The sequence below is a fragment of the Acidicapsa acidisoli genome (assembly GCF_025685625.1).
GTDB classification, from domain to species: domain Bacteria; phylum Acidobacteriota; class Terriglobia; order Terriglobales; family Acidobacteriaceae; genus Acidicapsa; species Acidicapsa acidisoli.
Window position 1 is genome coordinate 398,696 of sequence record NZ_JAGSYI010000004.1, and the last position, 20,314, is coordinate 419,009.

The following is a 20,314-nucleotide window of genomic DNA, read 5'->3' on the forward strand; positions in this document are numbered from 1 at the left end:
AGCATCACATCGCTGACCGGCTCTTTTTGTTTTGCTGGCAACTAACTCAATACCTGCACCGCACCCCGCCCCAGCAGCTCCTCAATCGACTCAACCCAGCCCCGATCCGCAGCCACGGAAACCCCTGCAGGCTCCAGAACCACCTCATACTGCCCCTTCTTCTGCAGATGCATCATCACCTTGCCCGGTCCCGGAGCAGCATCGATCTTCGCCCGCAGCACCGCAAATATCTCATCGCTGGCAATATCCAGATTCATCCGCAGCCGAACACCCGAAGGCAGCCGGATCTGCACCTCATCCAGCGGCTGTAACCCGCTGATCGCCAGCTTGGGAGCAGAGTCCTCCTCGCCGATGAGCGCCCCGCGCAGCAAGACCGCCGCTTCGGTCTTAAGCTGCTCGGAAAGCCGCTCGTAGTCCTTGGCAAAACAGATCACATCGATCTTTCCTGTCGCATCTTCAAGCTGGCCCTGCGCATACATCTTGTCGTTGCGCTTGCTCTTGGCCGCACGCATCCCGACCAGTACCCCTGCAATGGAGATTTCACTCGAAGGATCGCGCTGCTGCCCCCACTTCGGCGGCGGAGGCGGCTTCATCTCCAGCGCAGTCGCCGTATCGACAACATTGGTCAGATTGCGCAGCTTTTCCGCATACTTGTCCAGCGGATGCCCCGAGACAAAGAAGCCCAGCACCTCTTTTTCCCCGTCCAGCCGAGCTTTTTCTTCCCAATCCGCCACATGCGGCAGATCGCTTCCATTGCCGCCCTTTGCGGGTGCTTCGTTGAACAGCCCAAACAACCCATGCTGCCCCTGCTCGGCATCCTTCTGCGCCTTCTGGCCGCGCTCAATCGCCCGGTCGATGACCGCAAAAAGCTGCGCCCGCGTACCCATTGAATCCAGCGCGCCAGCCTTGATCAGCGATTCAAGAACCCTCTTGTTCAGCAGCCGCAGATCGACCTTCTCGCAGAACTCCCAGAATGTGGTGAAGGTACTTCCCTTCGCTTCTAGTTCCCGTCTCACCGACAAGATCGACTCAATCGCATTGCCGCCGACGTTCTTGATCGCCGTCAGTCCAAAGCGAATCACATCGCCGCTGGGCGTGAACTGCGCGCCGGAAAGCCGCACATCTGGCGGCTCGACGCTGATGCCCATCTCGCGGCACTCCTGAATGTACTTGACCACATTCTCAGGCTTTGAAATTTCCGAAGATAGCAGCGCAGCCATGAACTCCACCGGATAATGCGTCTTCAGATAGGCCGTCTGATAAGCCAGCAACGCATAAGCCGCCGAGTGCGACTTATTGAAGCCGTATCCCGCAAACTTCTCCATCTGGTCAAAGATCTCGCCCGCCGGCTCCTTCGGCAGTCCCAGACCAGCCGCGCCCTCCATGAAACGATTGCGCTGCTTGGCCATCTCAGCCGGATCTTTCTTACCCATCGCCCTGCGCAGCAGATCGGCTTCGCCAAGCGAATAGCTCGCCAGCACGTTCGCGATCTGCATCACCTGCTCCTGGTAGACGATAACGCCCAGCGTCTCCTTGAGCAGCGGCTCTTGCTGCGGCAGCATGTACTCAACCTTGCGCCGTCCCCACTTGCGCTCGATGAAGTCATCGATCATACCGCCCTGGATCGGCCCCGGACGATACAGCGCGTTGAGCGCGGTCAGGTCCTCAATCGACTCCGGCTTGTACCGCCGCAACACGTCGCGCATCCCACCCGACTCAAACTGAAATACGCCGGAAGTCAGCGCACGATGAAATACCTTTTCGTAAGTAGCCTTATCGTCCAGCTCAATGGCATCGATATCCAGCCGCTCGCCGCGATTCTCCTCAATGAGCTTCAACGCATCGGTGATCACCGTCAGCGTCGTCAAGCCCAGGAAGTCCATCTTGAGCAAGCCCATCTTGTCGATCGCGAACATATCGTAAGCGGTCACAATTTCGTCGTTCTTTGTCTTCGCGATGGGCACCAGTTCCGTCAACGGTCGCGGCGCGATCACAACGCCCGCCGCATGAACTCCGGAACCACGCACCAGCCCCTCAAGCCTCTTGGCCGTATCGATCAACTCGCGAATCTGGACATCGGAGTCATAGACCTTTGCCAGCTCCGGCTGCTCCTCCAACGCCTTGTCGATGGTGATGCCGATCGTCGACGGAATCAGTTTGGCGATGCGGTCCACGTCGCCGTAGGGCATATCCATGGCGCGGCCGCAGTCCTTGATTGCAGCTTTCGCAGCCATCGTGTTGAAGGTGATGATCTGCGCCACCTGCTCGCGCCCATACTTGCGCGTCACATACTCGATCACCTCGCCGCGCCGGTTCATGCAGAAATCCACGTCGATATCGGGCATCGACACGCGCTCCGGATTCAGAAACCGCTCAAAGAGCAGCGCATTCTGCAGCGGATCGACATTGGTAATCTCCATCACATACGCCACCAGCGAGCCAGCCGCCGAACCACGGCCTGGACCAACCGGAATCCCCTGCTCCCGCGCATAGCGAATGAAGTCCCAGACAATCAGGAAATAGCCCGAGTACTTCATCTGCTTGATGATGCCGATCTCGCGTTCAAGGCGCGCCTCGTACTCATGCAGCGGATGCCGCAACTGCCCCCGCGACTCAAGCTGACGGATCGCCGTCGCGAGCCGCTTGCGATAACCATCGCGGCAGATCTCCTCGAAGTAGCTGTCGATCGTGTGCCCCTCCGGAACAGCAAACTCCGGGAAGGGATTATCGACCTTGTTCAGCTTCAGATTGCAACGTTCCGCAATCTCCTGCGTCCGCTGAATCAGCGCCGGCGAATCCGGAAAGAGACGCAGCATCTCGTCGGCGGTCTTGACGTAGAACTGATCGGCATCGAAGCGGAACCGCTCGCGATCCTGAACCTTCGCTCCTGTCTGCACGCACAGCATCACGTCGTGAGATTTGTGGTCGTCCTCGCAGAGATAGTGCGAATCGTTCGTGGCCACCAGCGGAATATCCAGCTCGCGCTCCAGCTTGAATAGATCCGCATGAATGCGCTTCTCCAGCTCCAGCCCCTGATCCTGAATCTCAAGGTAGAAATTGCCGCGCCCGAAGATATCCTGATACTGCAGCGCAGTCGCGCGAGCCGCGTCGTAGTCTCCTTTGATCAACTGCTCCGAAAGCTCACCCGAAAGACAGCCCGAAAACCCAATCAGCCCGTTGGAGTGCGAGGCGAGATACTGCTTGCTCACCCGCGGCTTCTTGTAGAAGCCATGCACCGAAGCTTCCGACGTGATGCGAATCAGGTTGCGGTAACCCTCTTCGTTCTGCGCCAGCACCAGCAGATGGTTGTACTTGTCGCCACTCGGGTCCGCGCGATGGTCTTCATTCTTGCAGACGTACAACTCACAGCCCAGAATCGGCTTGATGCCTTTCTTCTTGGCGGCATCGAAGAAGTGCACCGCGCCATAAATATTCCCATGATCGGTCATCGCCACCGACTTCTGGCCAATCGATTCGACACGCGAAACGAGCTTGTCAACGTCGCACGCGCCGTCGAGCAGAGAGTAATCCGTATGCAGATGAAGATGAGTAAATTCAGCCATGCTTTTTTGTCACAATCTGGTCCGTCACAGTCAGGCTTCATTTTAGGCGTTTGTGCCGAACCGCGACTTGCGGTCCTCGCGCCGTAATGAGGAAAAGCCGGTACAAAACCCGCGACAACGGCAGGCAGAAGTCAAAAGAAAATCCCGGTTATCGCACCGGATATCGGATATGATTCGCGATGAATCCCAGGCGGTGCGGAAGGGGAAACGATGCGATATGGCTTGCGAATTCTTGGATTTCTGCTGTTAGGCATAGGAATTGTCTGGATCCTGCAGGGAGTCAACATACTGCCGGGCAGCTTCATGACCGGCCAGATCCGATGGGCATATCGCGGAGGGGCCACAGCCATCGTAGGCTTGGGGGTCCTGCTTTGGGCTGGCCGGTTCCCCAAACGCTCCTGATCGTCTCCGCTCTCTGCACCCTGCAGATTCCTAACAAGTCCCCGCGCTCCGCCAACATTAGTAAATTCAAATCTTTAGAGAGGATTATTTCCCTTGAAATTGCAACCCGCTTGGCAACTTCATCGTCTATTTGACGAGCGATTCCAATCACTCAGGTAGTCGCAGCGCCCGCAAAATTGGGCCAAGATGCGCGCTCTTGAAAAGGGTAAGGAATATAAATGGCACCCAACTGTCCGAAATGCGATTCGACTTCCACGCGGCGCATCGCGAGAAAGAAGTCTCTCAGTCATCGCCTGATGTACTTTCTTGGACGCTTCCCCTGGGAGTGTCTCAGTTGCCAGAAGTTTTTTTTCAGCCGCAAGCGTTATACCCGTGCTCTCAGGAGTTCGATGGGAGAAGTTTATACAGGCACAATCCCGCGGCCCACGGTAAAGCCGGGCAGCGAGGAAAGCCCTTCGCTATAGAGAACCGGTTCCGGAGACTCACTCCTGTTTACTCGGGAAAACTTAATGTTTCTTGGCTCCCTTAACAGGCGCTGCCTTCGCCGGTTTTCCCGCGGGGGCAGCCGTCTTCACAGACGGCTTGCCTTTCGCGGGCGCAGCCGGTGATTTCGCCGCAGCCGCATACTTCTTGGCCGCCGCAGCCGGCACAGCCTTGATCGGACTCTTCGGCGTCCTCACGGGCTCGTCCTCCTCCAGGTCAAAAACCGGATCGGCTTCGTCCAGATCCGCCGGATCGCTCGGCTCTTCCAGGTCCAGTTTCAGCGCGAGGGCCTTCAATCCAGCCCCCGCAGCCGTAGACGAGTCCAGTTCGGACTCAGAGAATGCAGAAACGCGTCTCCCGGCGGTCTTCTTCTTGGCCCCCTTGCGGCCCGAAGGCGGCGGCTCATCGTCCTCGGAACCGCTGTCCGAATCGCCTTCTTCATCCGAATCAGTGTCGACATCCGGGTCCAGTTCGGTATCGAGATCCTCGTCTCCTACCGAAGTTCGCGCGAAGACATCATCCTCTTCGCCCTCAGCGACCGGCAGCGGCGAACGAACGTCGTCGAGGCCGATCGAGAGGTCGAGATCGTCGCCCCCGAGGTCAAGACCGTCGAGATCGTCGTCTTCCTCATCCTCGTCGTCGCCCATGCCATCCGAATCTTCCTCGTCCTCATCATCCGCCTGAGCCTTGGACTTGGCATCTGCGCCTTTCTTGGCCCTGGTGCGCTTGATGGTTACTGGCGGCGGAGGCGCTGGCGGAGAATGCGGCTCAAGCAACGCGCGAATCTCATCATTCGTCGTCAATCCGCCATCGATGAGCTGCAAGAAGATCGTCTTGACCAGATCCGCATAGCCCGGCAGTTCCGGTGTAATCCGCATCTCCACCATCAGCGCGTATGGAACCTTCTGGCGGGCTTGTGGCCAGATCTTGAGGAAATTCTCGTACTTCTCTTTCACCGCGGCCTGTTTGCTGGTAAAGCCCAGCCAGAGAACAGCCTCAGCTGCATACGTCGTGAAGAGCGTATACGTCGCCGACGGAGCCGAATTCTCCTTGGCCAGCAGCACCTTCGCAAACTCGGCCGCCTGCGCGTCAAGATGGTTCCATTCCTCGACGAAACCCGGGCGAAGCAGCTTGCTCTTGAGTTCCGCCAGATCCTTCGGTGCCAACTTCGCCGTCAAGAGCTGCATCTGGGCCGCGGAGACATCGGGGTGAACGCCCTGGACCTGCAACTCGATCGACAGGTTGTGCAGCGCAGTCAGTTTGTCCACATCCGCCTTGGCTGCCGTCCACGCCGGATAGAGATGCTGCATCCAGCCTTCCGCTTCAAGCGCCTGCAGCACTTTGAGCGGATCTTCCTCGTGGCCAATCTGTTCCAGCTCGCGCGACCGCTCAAGCTCAGAAAGATGCTCAATCACCTCGTCGCCCTTGGCATTCTCATAGCGGGTCTGTGTCCGCTCTTCCAGCTCGAATCCAAGCCTGGCCTTTATGCGCGTGGCGCGAATCAGCAGCGCCGGATTATCCAGAAAGCCGTAATTGGAGACCAGCCGGAGATGGCGCGTCTCGATATCCGCAACGCCGTTCGCCGGGTCCATCAGCAGTCCGTAGGAGCCCTCGTTCAGAGAGATCGCCATCGCATTGACCGTAAAGTCCCGCGAACGCAAATCGTCCTGGATGCTGGTCCATTGGTACACCGGCTTGCCCGGTTTGGGAAACTCAGCGCGCCGGGCGCTCCTGAGGTCAAGACGCACGTTGCCTGGAAAACAAAGGTAAAGAGTCCGCGATTCCGTCTCTTCTCCCCAGATCTTTCCGCCCGCTTCGGCGAGCGCGGACTTCAGGTCGAGCGCGTTTCCATGGACGACGATTTCCAGATCGCGAACCGGATTTCCACACGTCAGGTCGCGCACCGCGTCTCCGGTCAAGAAAACGGTCTTCTGCGCTTCACGCGCCAGATCCCGTACAGTCCGCAAGGCATTTTGCTGGACGACGGACAAGCGGTTTTCCAGCAAATAGATATAGTCAGGCATTCCCTGTTCACTGCTCCTGTCTTGCTTTTGAGGTTCGTTCCCAATTCAAAATGGTTCAAATATCTGATGCAGCAAAGCTTAGAAAAGGTAGCAATCCAGCTTGCAACCAAAGTACGTTATCACACCGTAACCAGCTTGGCTACATCCTTGCGGCGTTCGTACCAGCTCGTGCGACAATCCAGCCTGTGGGCGCATTGCGTAAACCCGTGATCGTGCGCAAGTTGACGAGGGATTGGTGCGCCGGTTACGCAACCCCGAATCCCGCCGAAGAATTAGACGCACTGGAACTGCTGGACATTTCAGGAAAACTCATGCAAATCGCCTGGGAGCAGGTGAAATGGGTTTGCTACGTCCGCGAGCTCAATCCCGGCGACAGCATTGTACCCATTTCAGGGCCTCGAGTCCTAGCCGGCGATACAGGCAATTACGCGGCCAACCCCGAACGGCTGCTGCGTCGCAGATTTTCCGGCCGTCCGCGAGGCGCCGGACTTTGGCTCCGAATCACCCTCCGCGACGGCGACGACCTCGAGGGCCTCGCCGCCAACGACCGCTCTCTGGTCGACGGAGCAGGGTTGCTCCTGACCCCGCCCGATACCCGCTCCAACACCCAGCGGGTCTTTGTGCCTCGAAGCTCTATTCGCGAGCTGATCGTCCTCGGCGTAATCAACCCATCTCATACCCGCTCCCAAACCCACTCCGAAAAGCCATCTCTGCAGCCCGGCTTGTTTGAAAGAGAACACAACGACCAGCCGCCCGAGTGACTCCAGAACGGCCAATCCCAATTCCTTTACAATCGCTTCCATGAGGTTGGCAGAGCTTGCAGCGCGGCTGGGTGCGGATTTGCACGGGGACGGCAACGTCCAGATCACCGGAGTCCGCGGCATTGAAGAGGCAGGCCCCTCGGAAATAACCTTCGTCTCCAACCCCAGATACGCCGGTCTTGCCAGGACCACACAAGCCGCCGCCGTACTCGTCGACCCGGATTTTCCCGAAATCGCAACGCCAACCCTGCGCCTGTCCAATCCCTACCATGCATTCGCAGAGGCACTCGGAATCTTCTACCAGCCGCCCCACTACCCGCCGGGAATCCATCCCACCGCCGTCATTGACCCCACAGCGCAAATCGGCGAACACGCCCATATCGGCGCCTACGTCGTCGTCGGACCCCACACGCAAATCGGCGATCATGCCACCCTCCTGCCCCACGTCGTGCTTTACCCCGGCGTCTCGGTCGGCGACCACTTTTTCGCCCATGCCCACTCCGTCGTCCGCGAAGGCTGCACCCTCGACGACCACGTCACCCTCGAAAACGGCGCAATCGTCGGCTCCGACGGATTCGGCTTTGCCAAGGACGACGAGGGAAACTGGCAGAAGATTCCCCAATCCGGCCCAGTGCGCATCGGCAGTCACGTCGACATCCAGGCCAACGCCTGCATCGACCGGGCAACCGTCGGAGCCACCGAAATTGCCGACGGCGTAAAAATCGACAACCTCGTCCAGATCGGCCACGGCTCCAAAGTGGGAAGAAATACGCTGGTCTGCGCCCAGGCCGGTCTTGCCGGCTCCTCGATCGTAGGCTCCAATGCTATTCTGGCTGGCCAGGCAGGAGTTGCCGGACACTGCACGCTCGGCGATGGCGTGATCCTGACCGCGCAGTCGGGCGTCTCGCATGATGTACAGGCAGGCAAAATGCTCTCCGGCTCCCCGGCATTTGAAAATCGCCACTGGCTGCGAGCAGTCACGGCCTTTCAGCGGCTCCCGGAGATACTACGGCGTTTGAACCGTCTGGAGAGAACCGCCCTCGAAGGCAGACCATCGGGGCCGGAAATCAAAATGGATTCAGCCGCGAAAGAAGGCAGCAATTGAACGGCACCGGCGCCAGATTGTGCATCTTATTTATCGGCGCGTTTGCGCTGATCGCAAGTGGATGCAGGAGCTATTGGATCGACGCAAACATCGAAAACCAGACTGGCCAGCCGATCCACGAATTGGAGGTGGATTATCCCTCCGCCAGCTTCGGAACCAACACCCTGGCGTCCGGAGCGGCCATGCATTACCGCTTTCAGACGCGCGGCAGCGGGCCAGTCAAAGTCGAATACACATCCGGGGATGGAAGAACCACTCATGCCCAGGGAACGACGCTGGCGGAGCATCAGGAAGGCCAACTGACCATTCGTTTGCTGCCCCTCGGGAAGGTGGAATTCGTGCCAAAGCTTCAACCTGCCTCATAATAGAGATCAAACGATTCCAAATGAATTACTTCCTGTCCGCACCGCTCTGTACAAGCGGTACAGCCGAATGGATGCAATTTTGTGAAGAAGACAATCCGGGGAAATTCTTCTTCGATCAGGACTGCTTGGAATCGAACTGAACAGAAATTGAGCAGGCTGACCGACCGCCTATCATTGTGACCGCTGAAGGAACAGGAGGAATTCGTGCCAACCAGTGCATCAGAAAAGCGATGGTGGCGCGTGCATGCCTTCGGCCTGCGGCTTGCGGGACTCTTCGTCAGCGTCCTGCTCTCAATTCTGTGGGTCGGCACCTTCGACCGCACCGACTCCGGCACCAACATCATCTGGCTCGCCAACGGTCTTGTTCTGGCTTTCCTTCTCCTCGCTCCTCGCTGGCGATGGCCCATGTACCTCCTGGTTGCATTCGCGGCTATGTTTGTCGGCAGCGTGAGCATTCAGGAATCAGTCGGAATGAGCCTCCTGTACAACACGCTCAATCTGCTGGAAGTCTTGATCGGCGCTTTTCTTCTCAAGAGAAAATCCACCGATCTGCCAACATTTACCGACGGCCGCTACTTACTCCGCTTCGTAGGATTCGCATGTCTGCTCGGTCCGGCAATTGCCAGCGTCCCATTCAGCATCTTCAAGCATCTCGTTCACCACGAAGACTTCCTGGGTGCGCTTCTGGAATGGGTCATGGGAGACGGCCTTGGGATCGCCCTTGTCACCCCGACTTTTGTCGCGATTCTGCATAGCCGAATGCGCAAGACCCATCTTCTGCGCAAACGGTGGATCTATCCGGTCATGGTCATCGCGGTTACCGTGATCGTCTTCAGCCAGAGCCGCGTCCCGCTCCTCTTTCTCATCATTCCGTTCCTCGTCCTCGTGCTCACCCAGATCGATCTCGGATGGGCTGCGCTGTCTACCATGATTGTCGCCCTCATTGGTGGCTGGTACAGTGTGCGCGGCCAAGGGCCTTTGGCTCTGGCGACTACTGTCGGACAGGAATGGAAGACCGCCATCTTGCAGCTCTTCCTTGCCGCAACAATGTTCACACTCTATTCGATATCCATCGTCTTCGGAAACCTCCGCAAGACCCAGGCAGAACTGCGCCAGATCGCGGCTTTGCACAAACTCGTCGTCGACAACTCGCGCGACGCGATCATCCTCGGCGATCTGGATGGAACCCAGACTTATGTTTCTCCCGGAATCAAAGCTCTCACCGGATGGGAACCAAAGGATCTCGTCGGACGGCGTTCCCGCGAGCTCATCCATCCGGCAGATGTAGTGGAAGTGGATCTCGCCCTGCGCGCATTGAGAGCCGGATCGGAAGGCGGAACGCTGGAATATCGCGCACGCAAGCGCGACGGAGAGTATTTCTGGGTTGAGGGAAGTCTGCGCGTCTACCGAGATCCCGCCACCGGCCGGCCCATCGGTTATCTCAACCTCGTCCGCGACATCTCCGAGCGAAAGCGCTCCGAGGAACATCTCCAGTCCGCCTACCGCGCCATGGAGTCCCTCGTCGTCGTCGACGCCCTCACCGGCATCGCCAACCGCAGACGCTTCGATGAAGCCCTCGCTTCCGAATGGCGCAGGGCACTGCGCGACGGCGACAAGCTCTCACTCCTGCTGATCGATGCCGACCACTTCAAGCGATACAACGACACCTACGGGCACGTCCGAGGTGACAGTTGCCTCAAGCAGATCGCTGAAGCCGCCCTCGACGTCGTCCTGCGTCCCGGCGACCTCGTAGCCCGCTACGGCGGCGAAGAGTTCGCCGTCGTATTGCCTGGAACCGACGAGAACGGCGCCAGGGCAGTCGCCGAAGACATCTGTCAGGCCGTCCGCAACCGCCGTCTGCCCCACGAGGGCAACGCACCCGGCATCGTAACCGTCTCCGTCGGTTGCGCCACAATCATCCCCCAGCGCGGAAAATCCCAGCAGGACTTGATCGAATCCGCCGACCAGGCGCTCTACCGGGCCAAGGGCCGGGGACGCAATCGCGTCGTCGTCACCGGCGTCCCGTTTCGGCCTGAACCTGCTCCGCAAATTGTGGAAGTCCCCAAAATCCGCAGCGCAGACGAAAACTAGAGCCTTATCGCACCATGCTCTGGAACATCGAAGACTTCAGCAGCGAGCTGAACTGCGCATCCGAGCTGGCAAAATGCACATCCAGCCGTCCGGCATTCGAGCTGATGACCGTCTCATCCAGCGCCTGCTTGTCGGAATCCGACCCGCTCATCTTCTTGTAGAGCACCGCCGCATTCAGCAAAGAAGAGACCGTAGCGGCCGCAAAGTTGTCTCCAGTCACCACAGACATATCGAACTTCACACCGTGCTGGAAGTTCATCGTGTACCAGCTCGCCACCATGCGCTTCTTCACCGTATCGAAGTCCGCTACCCCACCGGCGTCGCCCAGCACCTGCTTCATCATCATCTGGGTTCCCTTCTGGTCCAGAACGCTCCAAAGCGGCTCGCCCTCGACCGTTCTCATCGAATCCATTACCTGGCCATTCGAGAGCACGCTGGGCGTCAGACCGTCCCGCACATCCAAAATCTCTTTCACCGACTGAAGTCCGCCAAAGATCATCGTGGACTCATCAAGAAAGACAACGCTCATGCCCGTCTTACCCATCGGGTAGATCTTGTTCGTCCGGACCACAGTAGCCTTGACCTTGCTCTTGCGGAAGCTCGCCAGCACGTCCTGCACCGGAAACTGCCCCTGCGCGATTCCCACCGTGCGCACTTCATCCCCGCCAGTTCCCGTCCGGTACAGAATGAAGGCCAGTTGCTCCAGGTCGTTGTTGTCGTTCAGGCCGGACTTCTTCAGCGCATCCTCCAGCTGCTTCAGTTCCGGCGGCATCACCTGTCCGCGAAGCGCCATCGCCGCATCGGAGTTCTGCATGGCGTGGTAATCAATAACCACCATCTGCTGCACATCGTGCGGAATCACCGAACGCGCATCCGACGACAACTGCGCCCCCCATGCCGTGACCGGAACAGATACTGCGGAAACCACCAAGGCGCCTGCCAAAGAACAATTCAGAAAAAGACGATTCATTCCACTCATCAAACACAACCTCCGAAACCGGCCGCAAAGATCGCTCCGATTCTCTCTGATTTTTTTGCTCTTCATCCGGAAACTACCGGACCTTCGCCTGAATCCAGGCGCAAAATCGACGGCCTAACTTTCTGGCCAGTCTTGCGGAGCCTCCAAACGACGCTCCAAGACCTTCGTTGCCGGATCGAACTCAGTTAAGAGACGCATCCACTCACTTTCCTGCTCATAAGCTATCTGGGGCAACAACCCAATCACCTCAGCCTCAACCGGCTCGGTCTTGTGTCGTGTCGCCAGCCGGCAAATCTGCGCATATACAGCCGAAACAGGAGTAGCTTGCAGATCTGTAATATTCATCGAGAGCTGAGCCCGGCCATGCGCCACCACTCCCATCGCCTTCACTCCCTTAAGTCCCCCTGAAGAAGCGCGTAACTCCTTGGCGATTGCCCTCACGAGAGAGACGTCCGTCGAATCAAAATAGATGTTATACGCAACCAGAAATTTCCGCGCGCCCACCGCACACGCTCCTGCCGTCGGATGCAGCTCCGGTCCGCCGATGTCCGGCCGGCGCTTCGGCTCCCGTCGCGCCGCCTCGCGAAGCTCCTCGAACTGGCCCCGGCGCACATCTTCCAGATTGGCCCGATCCGGCCGTGCCGCCGCCGCTTCATAAAAATAAACCGGAATACTGAATCGCCGCCAGATCTCGGCACCTGCCTGCCGCGCAAGAAGCGCGCACTGATCGAGCGAGATTCCTGAAACCGGCACAAACGGAATCACATCCGCCGCGCCAATCCGAGGATGCACTCCCTGCTGACGCGTCAGGTTGATCGATTTCGCCGCCTGACCGACAGCCCGCACCGCCGCCTCGACTACCGCGGCAGGAGCACCGGCCACCGTCACCACCGAACGATTGTGATCGGAGTCCATCGACCAATCCAGCAAGCGCACGCCCTCCACCCGCATAGACGAGACAATCGCCCGTACGCACGCCTCGTCCACGCCCTCGGAGAAGTTCGGAACACAGGCTACGATTGGTCCATCCATATCTTTCATTCCCGATCTTCCATTCCCCGATTTTCCATTCCGGTTGCGTTCGGCCAAGACTCAACTCGTTCAGATTTCGGAAGGAATTCTGTGGGATTCAGAGACTCTCGCGCCCAGCCAAACGCCAGCCTCTGACGCAAGCCTCCCATGACAGGCGGCTATTTCCACCAAGTGTAGCCCAATTGGAACTGAAGGCTGGCGTTGATCCCGGGATTCTTGTCGCCCAGAGAGGCGGAAGAGATATGCTCCGCGCTGAGCAGGAAATCAACCGAGCGGCGCGGACGGGTGAAATAATGCACGCCGAACCCTCCGCCTGAGCGGAAATTGAAAACCGACGTGCCACCGGGAGTGCCTTGCGGAACCTCAAGCGTAGGCGGAAACTTGTGCGACGTGTACACCACTCCCGCCGCCGCCTGGAACCAGGGCGTCAGCCGGGGCGTGCGAGTCGCAAAATTCCAGCGAAAGACCACCGGAGTGATGCTGGCGCCGGTAAACGTCCCCCCACCGAAATTCTGCGTAATCTGCGTGCCGCCCGCAGGTACCATCTGCGAGTAAGGCGACGGCGTATAAGCTTGCCACAATGGCATGATGTTGCCGCCAAATTCAAATCGTCCCGAAAGCGGCCCCGCGTGTATGATCGGCGTCAGATTCCTGCCCACCTGAAAACCAGCCGCAAAAAAATGGTCGCTGGAGTTTTGCGCGACACCTGTGCCCACGTTGACGAAGGGCCCAAGCTCCCACCGCCGCGCGGCGAGGGGCTCAAACCCCGAAGCTGGCGAACTCTGCGCCGCAGGCGCACCGGCAACCGCATCCACGGACGCCGACACGGCTGACCCGTCAGGACCAGTAGTTTCGGCAGCCACGGCAAACCCCGAGCCCAGTATCAGGCCAAGCGCGAACGTGCATTGGAAGAATCGATACAAAGGATTCCCTTTCCATGGAAGAACGATAATCAGCCAATCGGGCTGTCTCTCTTAGGATTCTCGCAGAAAGGGCCAGGAGGCAAAGAACGGGGATCAGGGGTCAGCGATCAGCAAATCTATGAGTTTCCCGAGTGCGATAGATTGTCGAGCATTGAGGCACAATCCAGAGAAATCCAGAAGCGCCTGATCGACTCTAGAAGAGTTTTTCCTGATCCCTGTTCTTTGATCCCTGATTCCCTAGTTCGCCGCCGCTTCCATCTGCTCGGCATCCATGTCGAAGTTGGAATAAACGTTCTGCACGTCGTCCAGATCTTCGAGCGCATCCAGCAGCCGCACCATCTGGTTGGCATTTGCGCCTTCGAGCTTCGTATAGGTGGAAGCGACCATCGTGACTTCACTCATCACGGTCAGGATCTTGGCCGCCTTGACTGCGTTGAGCACAGCATCGAAGGAACCGGGTTCCGTCAGAATCTCCCAGGTATCGCCCTCGTCGCTCACATCCTCGCCGCCGTGTTCAAGCACAATATCCATCAATTGCTCTTCAGTAGCTTCCGATTTCTCGACAGCGATGACGCCCTTCTTCGAAAACATAAAGCGAACCGAGCCGGATTCGCCCAGGTTTCCATGATTCTTCGAGAAGGCAAATCGAACCTCGCTGACCGTGCGGTTGCGATTGTCCGTCAGCGTATCCACAATCACGGCGACGCCGCCCGGACCGTAGCCTTCGAAGGAAATCTCTTCGTAGGACGCACCTTCCAGTTCGCCGGTGCCACGCTGGATCGCACGCTTGATGTTGTCCTGCGGCATATTCTCCGCCTTGGCCGCAAGAATCGCACTGCGCAGGCGTGGATTGCCGTCAGGGTCGCCTCCGCCGGCCTTGGCCGCTACGGTGATTTCCTTGATCAGGCGGGTGAAGATCTTGCCGCGCTTTGCATCCAGCGCGCCTTTTTTGTGCTTGATAGTGGCCCATTTGGAATGGCCGGACATGAGAGACCTCAGTGCAGATGACAGTACGCTGGCGCACACACGGACGAATCCGGCGCGCCCAACCCAAAGAAGTATAGCACTGACCACGGTATGGAGGCTCAAGCCTCTGATTTCAAATGGGTATGTGGGGAATCTCCGTAGCCCGATCCATGCTGCCCGCCCACCTCACGCCGATGCTCGCCGCTAAACCGGCGATGTATTCGGTTTCCCGTAAGCCCGGAGCATGATGTCCTGAAACCGGCACGGCTTCGGCGGCAACTCGGCGCTCAGATCGTATCGGAACGAATTATCTTCGAGGAGGCGCAGCATCTCGGAAAGACTTTCCTCGGTCCGAATATGGTGGTGGTATTCCATCACGATCGCTCGAACACCTTTAAGAGCTCCTGAGGCCGCAACCTCCTGCATTACGCCCATTTCCGCTCCCTCAATGTCAATCTTCAGCAGGTCGACCGGCCCATGTATAAAGCTCGACAAGGTGACACACGGCACCTGTTGCGTCTCGCCCCCAATCCGCTCCTGCAGGAGGCTACCCTTCAGAGTCGCGAGATGGAGTTGCGAATTGCTGAAAAACGTCGCCTCACCGATCGTGGACGACAGCGCAACATTGTAGAGAGAAACATCGGACAGACCATTCTCCGACACGTTACGCGAAAGCAGCTCAAACATGCTTTTGTCGGGCTCAAAACCGATGACCTTCGCCTGCGGGAACAACTTCTTAAAGAACAGTATCGAGATTCCTATGTTGCTGCCGCAGTCCAGAATGAATGGCGTGTTTCCTTCCGGCAGGAACGCATATTCCCTGCGAACAAAAATCTCCTGCAATAGAAATGACAGCGTCGCCAGGGAAGATGCGTACAGTCGCATTCCCAGGATATTTACCGGCTTGTTGGCATTGTGAGCGCTGAACCTCGCCATCTTGACCCGGAGAGCAAGCGTCCAAAATTCAATGCAGGATCTGGCCACTTCTTTCCGCACATCTCGATTCACTCGGCCAAAGCGCAAGGACTCCGCAAGACTTCGTGGAAACCACAAAATTAGTCCCGCCACGCGACGCACGAACATTGAGCCAGGAACTCCTTCTTCAGCATCGGTTGGCTCGCATTCTATCGCGTTTCAGTAACACTTCAAGTTCAACGCGGAAGTTGGGATTGAAAAAAGGTCGCGCTCAAGCAACCTCGACACGATTACGCCCCAGAGCCTTGGCTCGATATAGCGCCAGATCCGCTTTCTTGAGCAGAATTTCCGGCGCCGCCTCGCCGTCGTTGTCGTGGCTCGCGATCCCCACACTTACGCTCACATGCACATGGCAACCATCCGCGAGAACGGGCTGCTCGCAAACCGTCTGGCGAATGCGCTCCGCGATCACCTGGGCTCCCTCCATCCGCGTCTCAGGCAGCAATACTGAGAACTCCTCCCCTCCATAACGCGCCAGCAGGTCCGTCTTCCGAAGACTCAGTAAAAGCAGTTGCGCAACAATGCGCAGGACAGCATCCCCAACCGGATGTCCATATTCGTCATTCACGTCCTTGAAGAAGTCCAGATCGATCATCAAGACAGACAGCGGCAGTTGATTCCGCGTAAAGCGAAGACACTCAATCTCCAGCGCCTGATAAAAACGCCTGCGATTTGCAACGCCGGTCAGCGGATCCGTCTCAGCGCGACCGCGAAGCTCCTCGCGCAAACGTACCTGCGCCGTCACGTCGGCAAAGATCACCGCTCGTCCTATCAGCCGCGATGCAGAGTTAGAGGAAGCAGTAAATAGCGGCCATTTGCGAACCTCGTACGACAGAGGATCAGAGCCCTCCATCGTTATCTCGACCTCATCCTCCGTGCTCCTCACCGCCTCGACAAAAGTAGAAGTGTCGGAAAGCATCGAAACAACATCGGTTCCCAGATTCCTCTTGTTCAGAATCGGAAACATAGCATGGGCTGCGGGATTAAAGTCAAGCAGGCGATCGTGCGTGTCGAGGATCAGCACCGCGTCCCGCATGCTGTTGAAGATCAGGTTCCGCGCCAGTGGCGCAAGGTCAAAGATGCCGCAATGAAAGATGCCGTAATAAATCAACGCGCAGGTAAGACCAAGCGTGACCGGCGTAACATCCAGGCCCCACGGGCTCAATCCCGTCAGATAAACAAAATATCCGACAAAGGGCAGAAAGGATGCTGTCACCAGAATCATGGCCTGCTTTTGAAAAAGCAGAGAAGCATTCCGCAGGCCGGAAAGATAAATCCACGCCCCCACCAGGAACGCTACCATGAGATAGGCGTTGTCGAGCACCGACAGAGGTCCCCGCTCCACCATCAGCACCCGAAACGGACCGCGTTGCACCATCGTCATCGGCGCGGTATAGAAGAGATTTTTGTAATTGGTGTAGTGCCCAACGAAGGTGATTGCAGGAATGACGAACAGCAGCGGAGTCCGCCCTCGCCGCCCATTGTGCTTGCAGGCAGCGAGCACCCAAAGGCCACCGGCCCACGGCAAAGCAAGATACTCTACATCGAGCCAACGCCGGGCCGCGGTCGTCGTAGTCTGCGCGATCTCTCCAGCATAGCCAAAGGCGTACACAGCCATCGAAGCAACCAGAATCGCAAAGGCCGTTGCTTCCGGTGCGTCCTTGCGCCGACTCCATGTAATCGTTGCCAGAAACGCCAGCAACAGCGCGATTCCTGTTAGTAGAAATCGCGCGAGAACTACAACGTCGATACCCATGAACACCTATAAGCGAATCAGCAAATGGTCAAGATTTTGACTTTAGCTAGAGGAAGAATACAATAGCGTTCCCATCGCATTCGCGGAGATTTTTCATTTCGACACACCTTACTAAGAATCCAACATGCCCTTCACAAAGCATCGAATGGACGCACATTTACGCTCGTCCCCGGCACTGAATCGGCACTTCGTGCATCCATTATCCTTTTTTGGAACCATCGCAAGCACGCTAAAGGAGTATCCAGTGAGGTTCGCTCTCCGTAACGGTTTTCGCTCCAGACTTCAATCCAGACGCACCGCGCAAATCGCCGCAACCGTTCTGGCGCCGCTGCTGGCTCTTGGCGTCGTCGGCCCGCTCACTCACCGCGCCGCGGCCCAGTCCCACGAATCGGCGCACCCCCGGCATCTTTCCCTCGACGCCGTAACAGCCGCGCACACACTGCCCAACGGCCTGGAGATACAGGCAGGTTCGATCCAGTCAGGTTCCATCCAGTCTGGATCGGCAGTCATGCAGGTAACTGCCCTGCGCGACGACCTGCTGCGCGTTCGCATCGGAGCCACTGGGACACTCCCCGAAGACGCCTCCTGGGCCGTCCTGCCGGCATCAAGAACCGCCAGCGTGAATGTGAAAGCCGAAAACACGGACAAGACTGTAGGCTTCTCGACCGCAAAACTCCGCGTCTCCATCCAGCGCAATCCGCTCGCGATGACCGTGACCGATCTCGCTGGCAACGTCATCACGGAAGACATCCCAGACCACCCGATCGAGTTTCACGGCAACGAATTTCGCATCCACAAGCGCTCCCCCGAAGACGAACACTACTTCGGCCTCGGCGACAAACCGGGCCCGCTCGACCGCCGCAACGAAGCCTTCACCAACTGGAACACCGACGCTTTCGGCTGGCAGGAATCCACCGACCCCATCTACAAAACCATCCCCTTCGTCCTCACCTTCCGCAAAGGCATCGCCGCCGGCGTCTTCCTCGACAACACCTGGCGTTCCAGCTTCGAGTTCAACAAGGAACTCCGCGATGGCTACTCCTTCGGCTCCGAAGGCGGCCCGCTCGACTACTACATCCTCTACGGCCCCGCACCGAAAGATGTGATCCAGGAATGGGCCTGGATGACCGGCGCCACCCCGCTGCCGCCCCTGTGGACCCTCGGCTACCAGCAGTCGCGCTACAGCTACTACCCCGAATCCGAAGTCCGCCGCATCGCCAGCCGCCTCCGCAGCGAACACATCCCCGCCGACGTAATCTGGCTCGACATCGACTACCAGCTCAAAAACCGTCCCTTCACCGTCGATCCCGAACGATTCCCGCACTTCGATCAGATGATCCAGGACCTGAAGGCCGAGCATCTCCACACCGTCGTCATCACCGACCTGCATATAGCCAAACTCCCCAACGCAGGCTACAAACCCTATGATTCAGGCATCGCCGGAGACCACTTCGTCAAAAATCCCGACGGCTCCATCTTCTCCGGCGTCGTCTGGCCCGGGCCAGCCGTCTTCCCCGACTTCACCCAGAAATCCAGCCGCGATTGGTGGGGCACGCTCTACGCCGACTTTGTCCATCGCGGCGTCGCCGGCTTCTGGAACGACATGAACGAACCATCCGTCTTCGAAGTCGTCTCCAAAACCATGCCCGACGACACCCAGCACCGCATCGAAGAGCCCGGCTTCCAGACCCGCACCGCCAGCCATCTCGAAATCCATAACGTCTTTGGCATGGAAAACTCACGCGGCACCTTCGAAGGCGTTCTCAAACTCGCGCCAGATCGCAGACCCTTCGTGATGACCCGCGCCAGCTACGCCGGAGGCCAGCGCTACGCCGCCACCTGGACCGGCGACAACTCCAGCACCTGGAACCACCTCCGCCAGACCACCCCACAGCTCATCAACCTCGGCCTAAGCGGCTTCGGCCTCGCAGGCGCGGACGTAGGCGGCTTCGCCGGTTCCCCGCAACCCGAACTCCTGACCAAGTGGCTCGAAATCGCCGCCTTCCACCCCATCGACCGCGACCACACCTCCATGGGCACTTTCCCCCAGGAGCCGTGGGAAAACGGCACCACCGAAGACCTCAACCTTCGCCGCAAGTTCATCGAAACCCGCTACCGGCTCATGACCTACCTCTACACCACCGCCGAAGAGATGAGCCGAACAGGAATTCCGATGATGCGGTCGCTCTTCCTCGAATTCCCCAACGCCAGCAAAGACCGGCACCCCATCGACCTCAACACCAACAACGAATTCCTCATGGGCCCCGACCTGCTCGTCGCCCCGTCGCCCTACGAAGACATGCTCGACAACTACGACGCCGTCCTCCCGCCCGTAGGCTGGTACGACTTCTGGACCGGAAAGCGTATCGCAAACAAGGGCCAGGAATCCATGCGCCTCGGCAACGACAACATTCCCGACAAAGAACTCCAGATCAACCTCCACCCCAGCGTCGACACCGTTCCAGTCTTCGCCCGCGGCGGCTCTATCCTGCCCATCCAGCCGCTCGTCCAAAGCACCGAAGAAAAGCCCGCAGGCCCGCTCACCCTGCGCGTCTACCCGCCGCTCCGCGCCGGCAACCCCTGCGAAGGCAGCCTCTACCTCGACGACGGCATCAGCTACGCCTACCAGAAAGGCGACTACCTCCGCCTCAAATTCACCTGCGAACTCACCCCCACCGGCATCACCGTAAAAGTAAGCCCGCGCGAAGGCAGCTTCACCCCCTGGTGGACTCAATTCTCCGTAGAAATCTACGGCGCGACCAAACCTGCAGCCAGCGTAACCACAGCATCCGGCCCAGTCACCGCGACCTACAGCAGCGAACACCAGCGAGTAGCCGCAATAGTCCCCGACGACGGAAAAGGATTGAATCTGACCGTGACATACTGACG

Annotated in this window: 14 protein-coding genes; 6 read left to right on the forward strand and 8 right to left on the reverse strand. The window is 58.3% G+C overall.

Annotated elements, in window-relative coordinates; translation table 11 throughout:
• Window positions 1-41: 41 nt before the first annotated feature.
• Window positions 42-3,563 carry a DNA polymerase III subunit alpha gene (gene dnaE / locus OHL23_RS23660; protein WP_263354505.1) on the reverse strand — a complete coding sequence of 1,174 codons (3,522 nt, stop codon included), beginning with the start codon at window positions 3,561-3,563 and terminating at the stop codon, window positions 42-44.
• Window positions 3,564-3,773: 210 nt separating this feature from the next.
• Here dnaE and OHL23_RS23665 point away from each other — a divergent pair, with 210 nt between their 5' ends.
• On the forward strand, window positions 3,774-3,965 hold the full coding sequence (locus OHL23_RS23665) for a hypothetical protein (RefSeq protein WP_263354506.1): 192 nt from the start codon (window positions 3,774-3,776) through the stop codon (window positions 3,963-3,965).
• 506 nt (window positions 3,966-4,471) lie between these two features.
• Here the strand turns inward: OHL23_RS23665 and OHL23_RS23670 are convergent.
• Window positions 4,472-6,472, reverse strand: a complete 2,001-nt coding sequence (locus tag OHL23_RS23670) for a tRNA nucleotidyltransferase/poly(A) polymerase family protein (protein ID WP_263354507.1) — start codon at window positions 6,470-6,472, stop codon at window positions 4,472-4,474.
• Window positions 6,473-6,666: 194 nt separating this feature from the next.
• On the opposite strand from OHL23_RS23670, the gene OHL23_RS23675 reads away from it, so the two are divergent.
• From OHL23_RS23675 to OHL23_RS23690, 4 genes are all read left to right on the forward strand, one after another.
• Window positions 6,667-7,233, forward strand: coding sequence for a DUF6982 domain-containing protein (locus OHL23_RS23675; protein WP_263354508.1), 567 nt, complete (start codon window positions 6,667-6,669; stop codon window positions 7,231-7,233).
• Window positions 7,234-7,273: 40 nt separating this feature from the next.
• Window positions 7,274-8,338: a UDP-3-O-(3-hydroxymyristoyl)glucosamine N-acyltransferase gene (gene lpxD / locus OHL23_RS23680; RefSeq protein ID WP_263354509.1), complete on the forward strand. Its 1,065-nt coding sequence runs from the start codon at window positions 7,274-7,276 to the stop codon at window positions 8,336-8,338.
• A complete protein-coding gene (locus tag OHL23_RS23685; RefSeq protein ID WP_263354510.1) occupies window positions 8,335-8,703 on the forward strand; it encodes a hypothetical protein in 369 nt (122 codons plus the stop codon). Before lpxD ends, OHL23_RS23685 begins: the two co-directional genes overlap by 4 nt.
• A gap of 204 nt (window positions 8,704-8,907) precedes the next feature.
• A complete protein-coding gene (locus tag OHL23_RS23690) occupies window positions 8,908-10,794 on the forward strand; it encodes a sensor domain-containing diguanylate cyclase (protein ID WP_263354511.1) in 1,887 nt (628 codons plus the stop codon).
• Between the two features lie 4 nt (window positions 10,795-10,798).
• Here OHL23_RS23690 and OHL23_RS23695 read toward each other — a convergent pair whose 3' ends face one another.
• The 6 genes from OHL23_RS23695 to OHL23_RS23720 form a co-directional block, all read right to left on the reverse strand.
• Window positions 10,799-11,764, reverse strand: coding sequence for a hypothetical protein (locus OHL23_RS23695; RefSeq protein ID WP_263354512.1), 966 nt, complete (start codon window positions 11,762-11,764; stop codon window positions 10,799-10,801).
• Window positions 11,765-11,887: 123 nt separating this feature from the next.
• A complete protein-coding gene (gene ftcD, locus OHL23_RS23700; RefSeq protein WP_263354795.1) occupies window positions 11,888-12,805 on the reverse strand; it encodes a glutamate formimidoyltransferase in 918 nt (305 codons plus the stop codon).
• Between the two features lie 158 nt (window positions 12,806-12,963).
• Window positions 12,964-13,728, reverse strand: a complete 765-nt coding sequence (locus OHL23_RS23705; RefSeq protein WP_263354513.1) for an acyloxyacyl hydrolase — start codon at window positions 13,726-13,728, stop codon at window positions 12,964-12,966.
• Window positions 13,729-13,965: 237 nt separating this feature from the next.
• Window positions 13,966-14,715, reverse strand: coding sequence for a YebC/PmpR family DNA-binding transcriptional regulator (locus tag OHL23_RS23710; RefSeq protein ID WP_263354514.1), 750 nt, complete (start codon window positions 14,713-14,715; stop codon window positions 13,966-13,968).
• 183 nt (window positions 14,716-14,898) lie between these two features.
• Window positions 14,899-15,630: an FkbM family methyltransferase gene (locus OHL23_RS23715; RefSeq protein WP_263354515.1), complete on the reverse strand. Its 732-nt coding sequence runs from the start codon at window positions 15,628-15,630 to the stop codon at window positions 14,899-14,901.
• 250 nt (window positions 15,631-15,880) lie between these two features.
• Window positions 15,881-17,425 carry a histidine kinase N-terminal 7TM domain-containing diguanylate cyclase gene (locus OHL23_RS23720; protein WP_263354516.1) on the reverse strand — a complete coding sequence of 515 codons (1,545 nt, stop codon included), beginning with the start codon at window positions 17,423-17,425 and terminating at the stop codon, window positions 15,881-15,883.
• Between the two features lie 244 nt (window positions 17,426-17,669).
• On the opposite strand from OHL23_RS23720, the gene OHL23_RS23725 reads away from it, so the two are divergent.
• The gene (locus OHL23_RS23725; RefSeq protein WP_263354517.1) at window positions 17,670-20,312 is read left to right on the forward strand and encodes a glycoside hydrolase family 31 protein; all 2,643 of its coding nucleotides are present in this window, start codon (window positions 17,670-17,672) and stop codon (window positions 20,310-20,312) included.
• Window positions 20,313-20,314 lie beyond the last annotated feature (2 nt).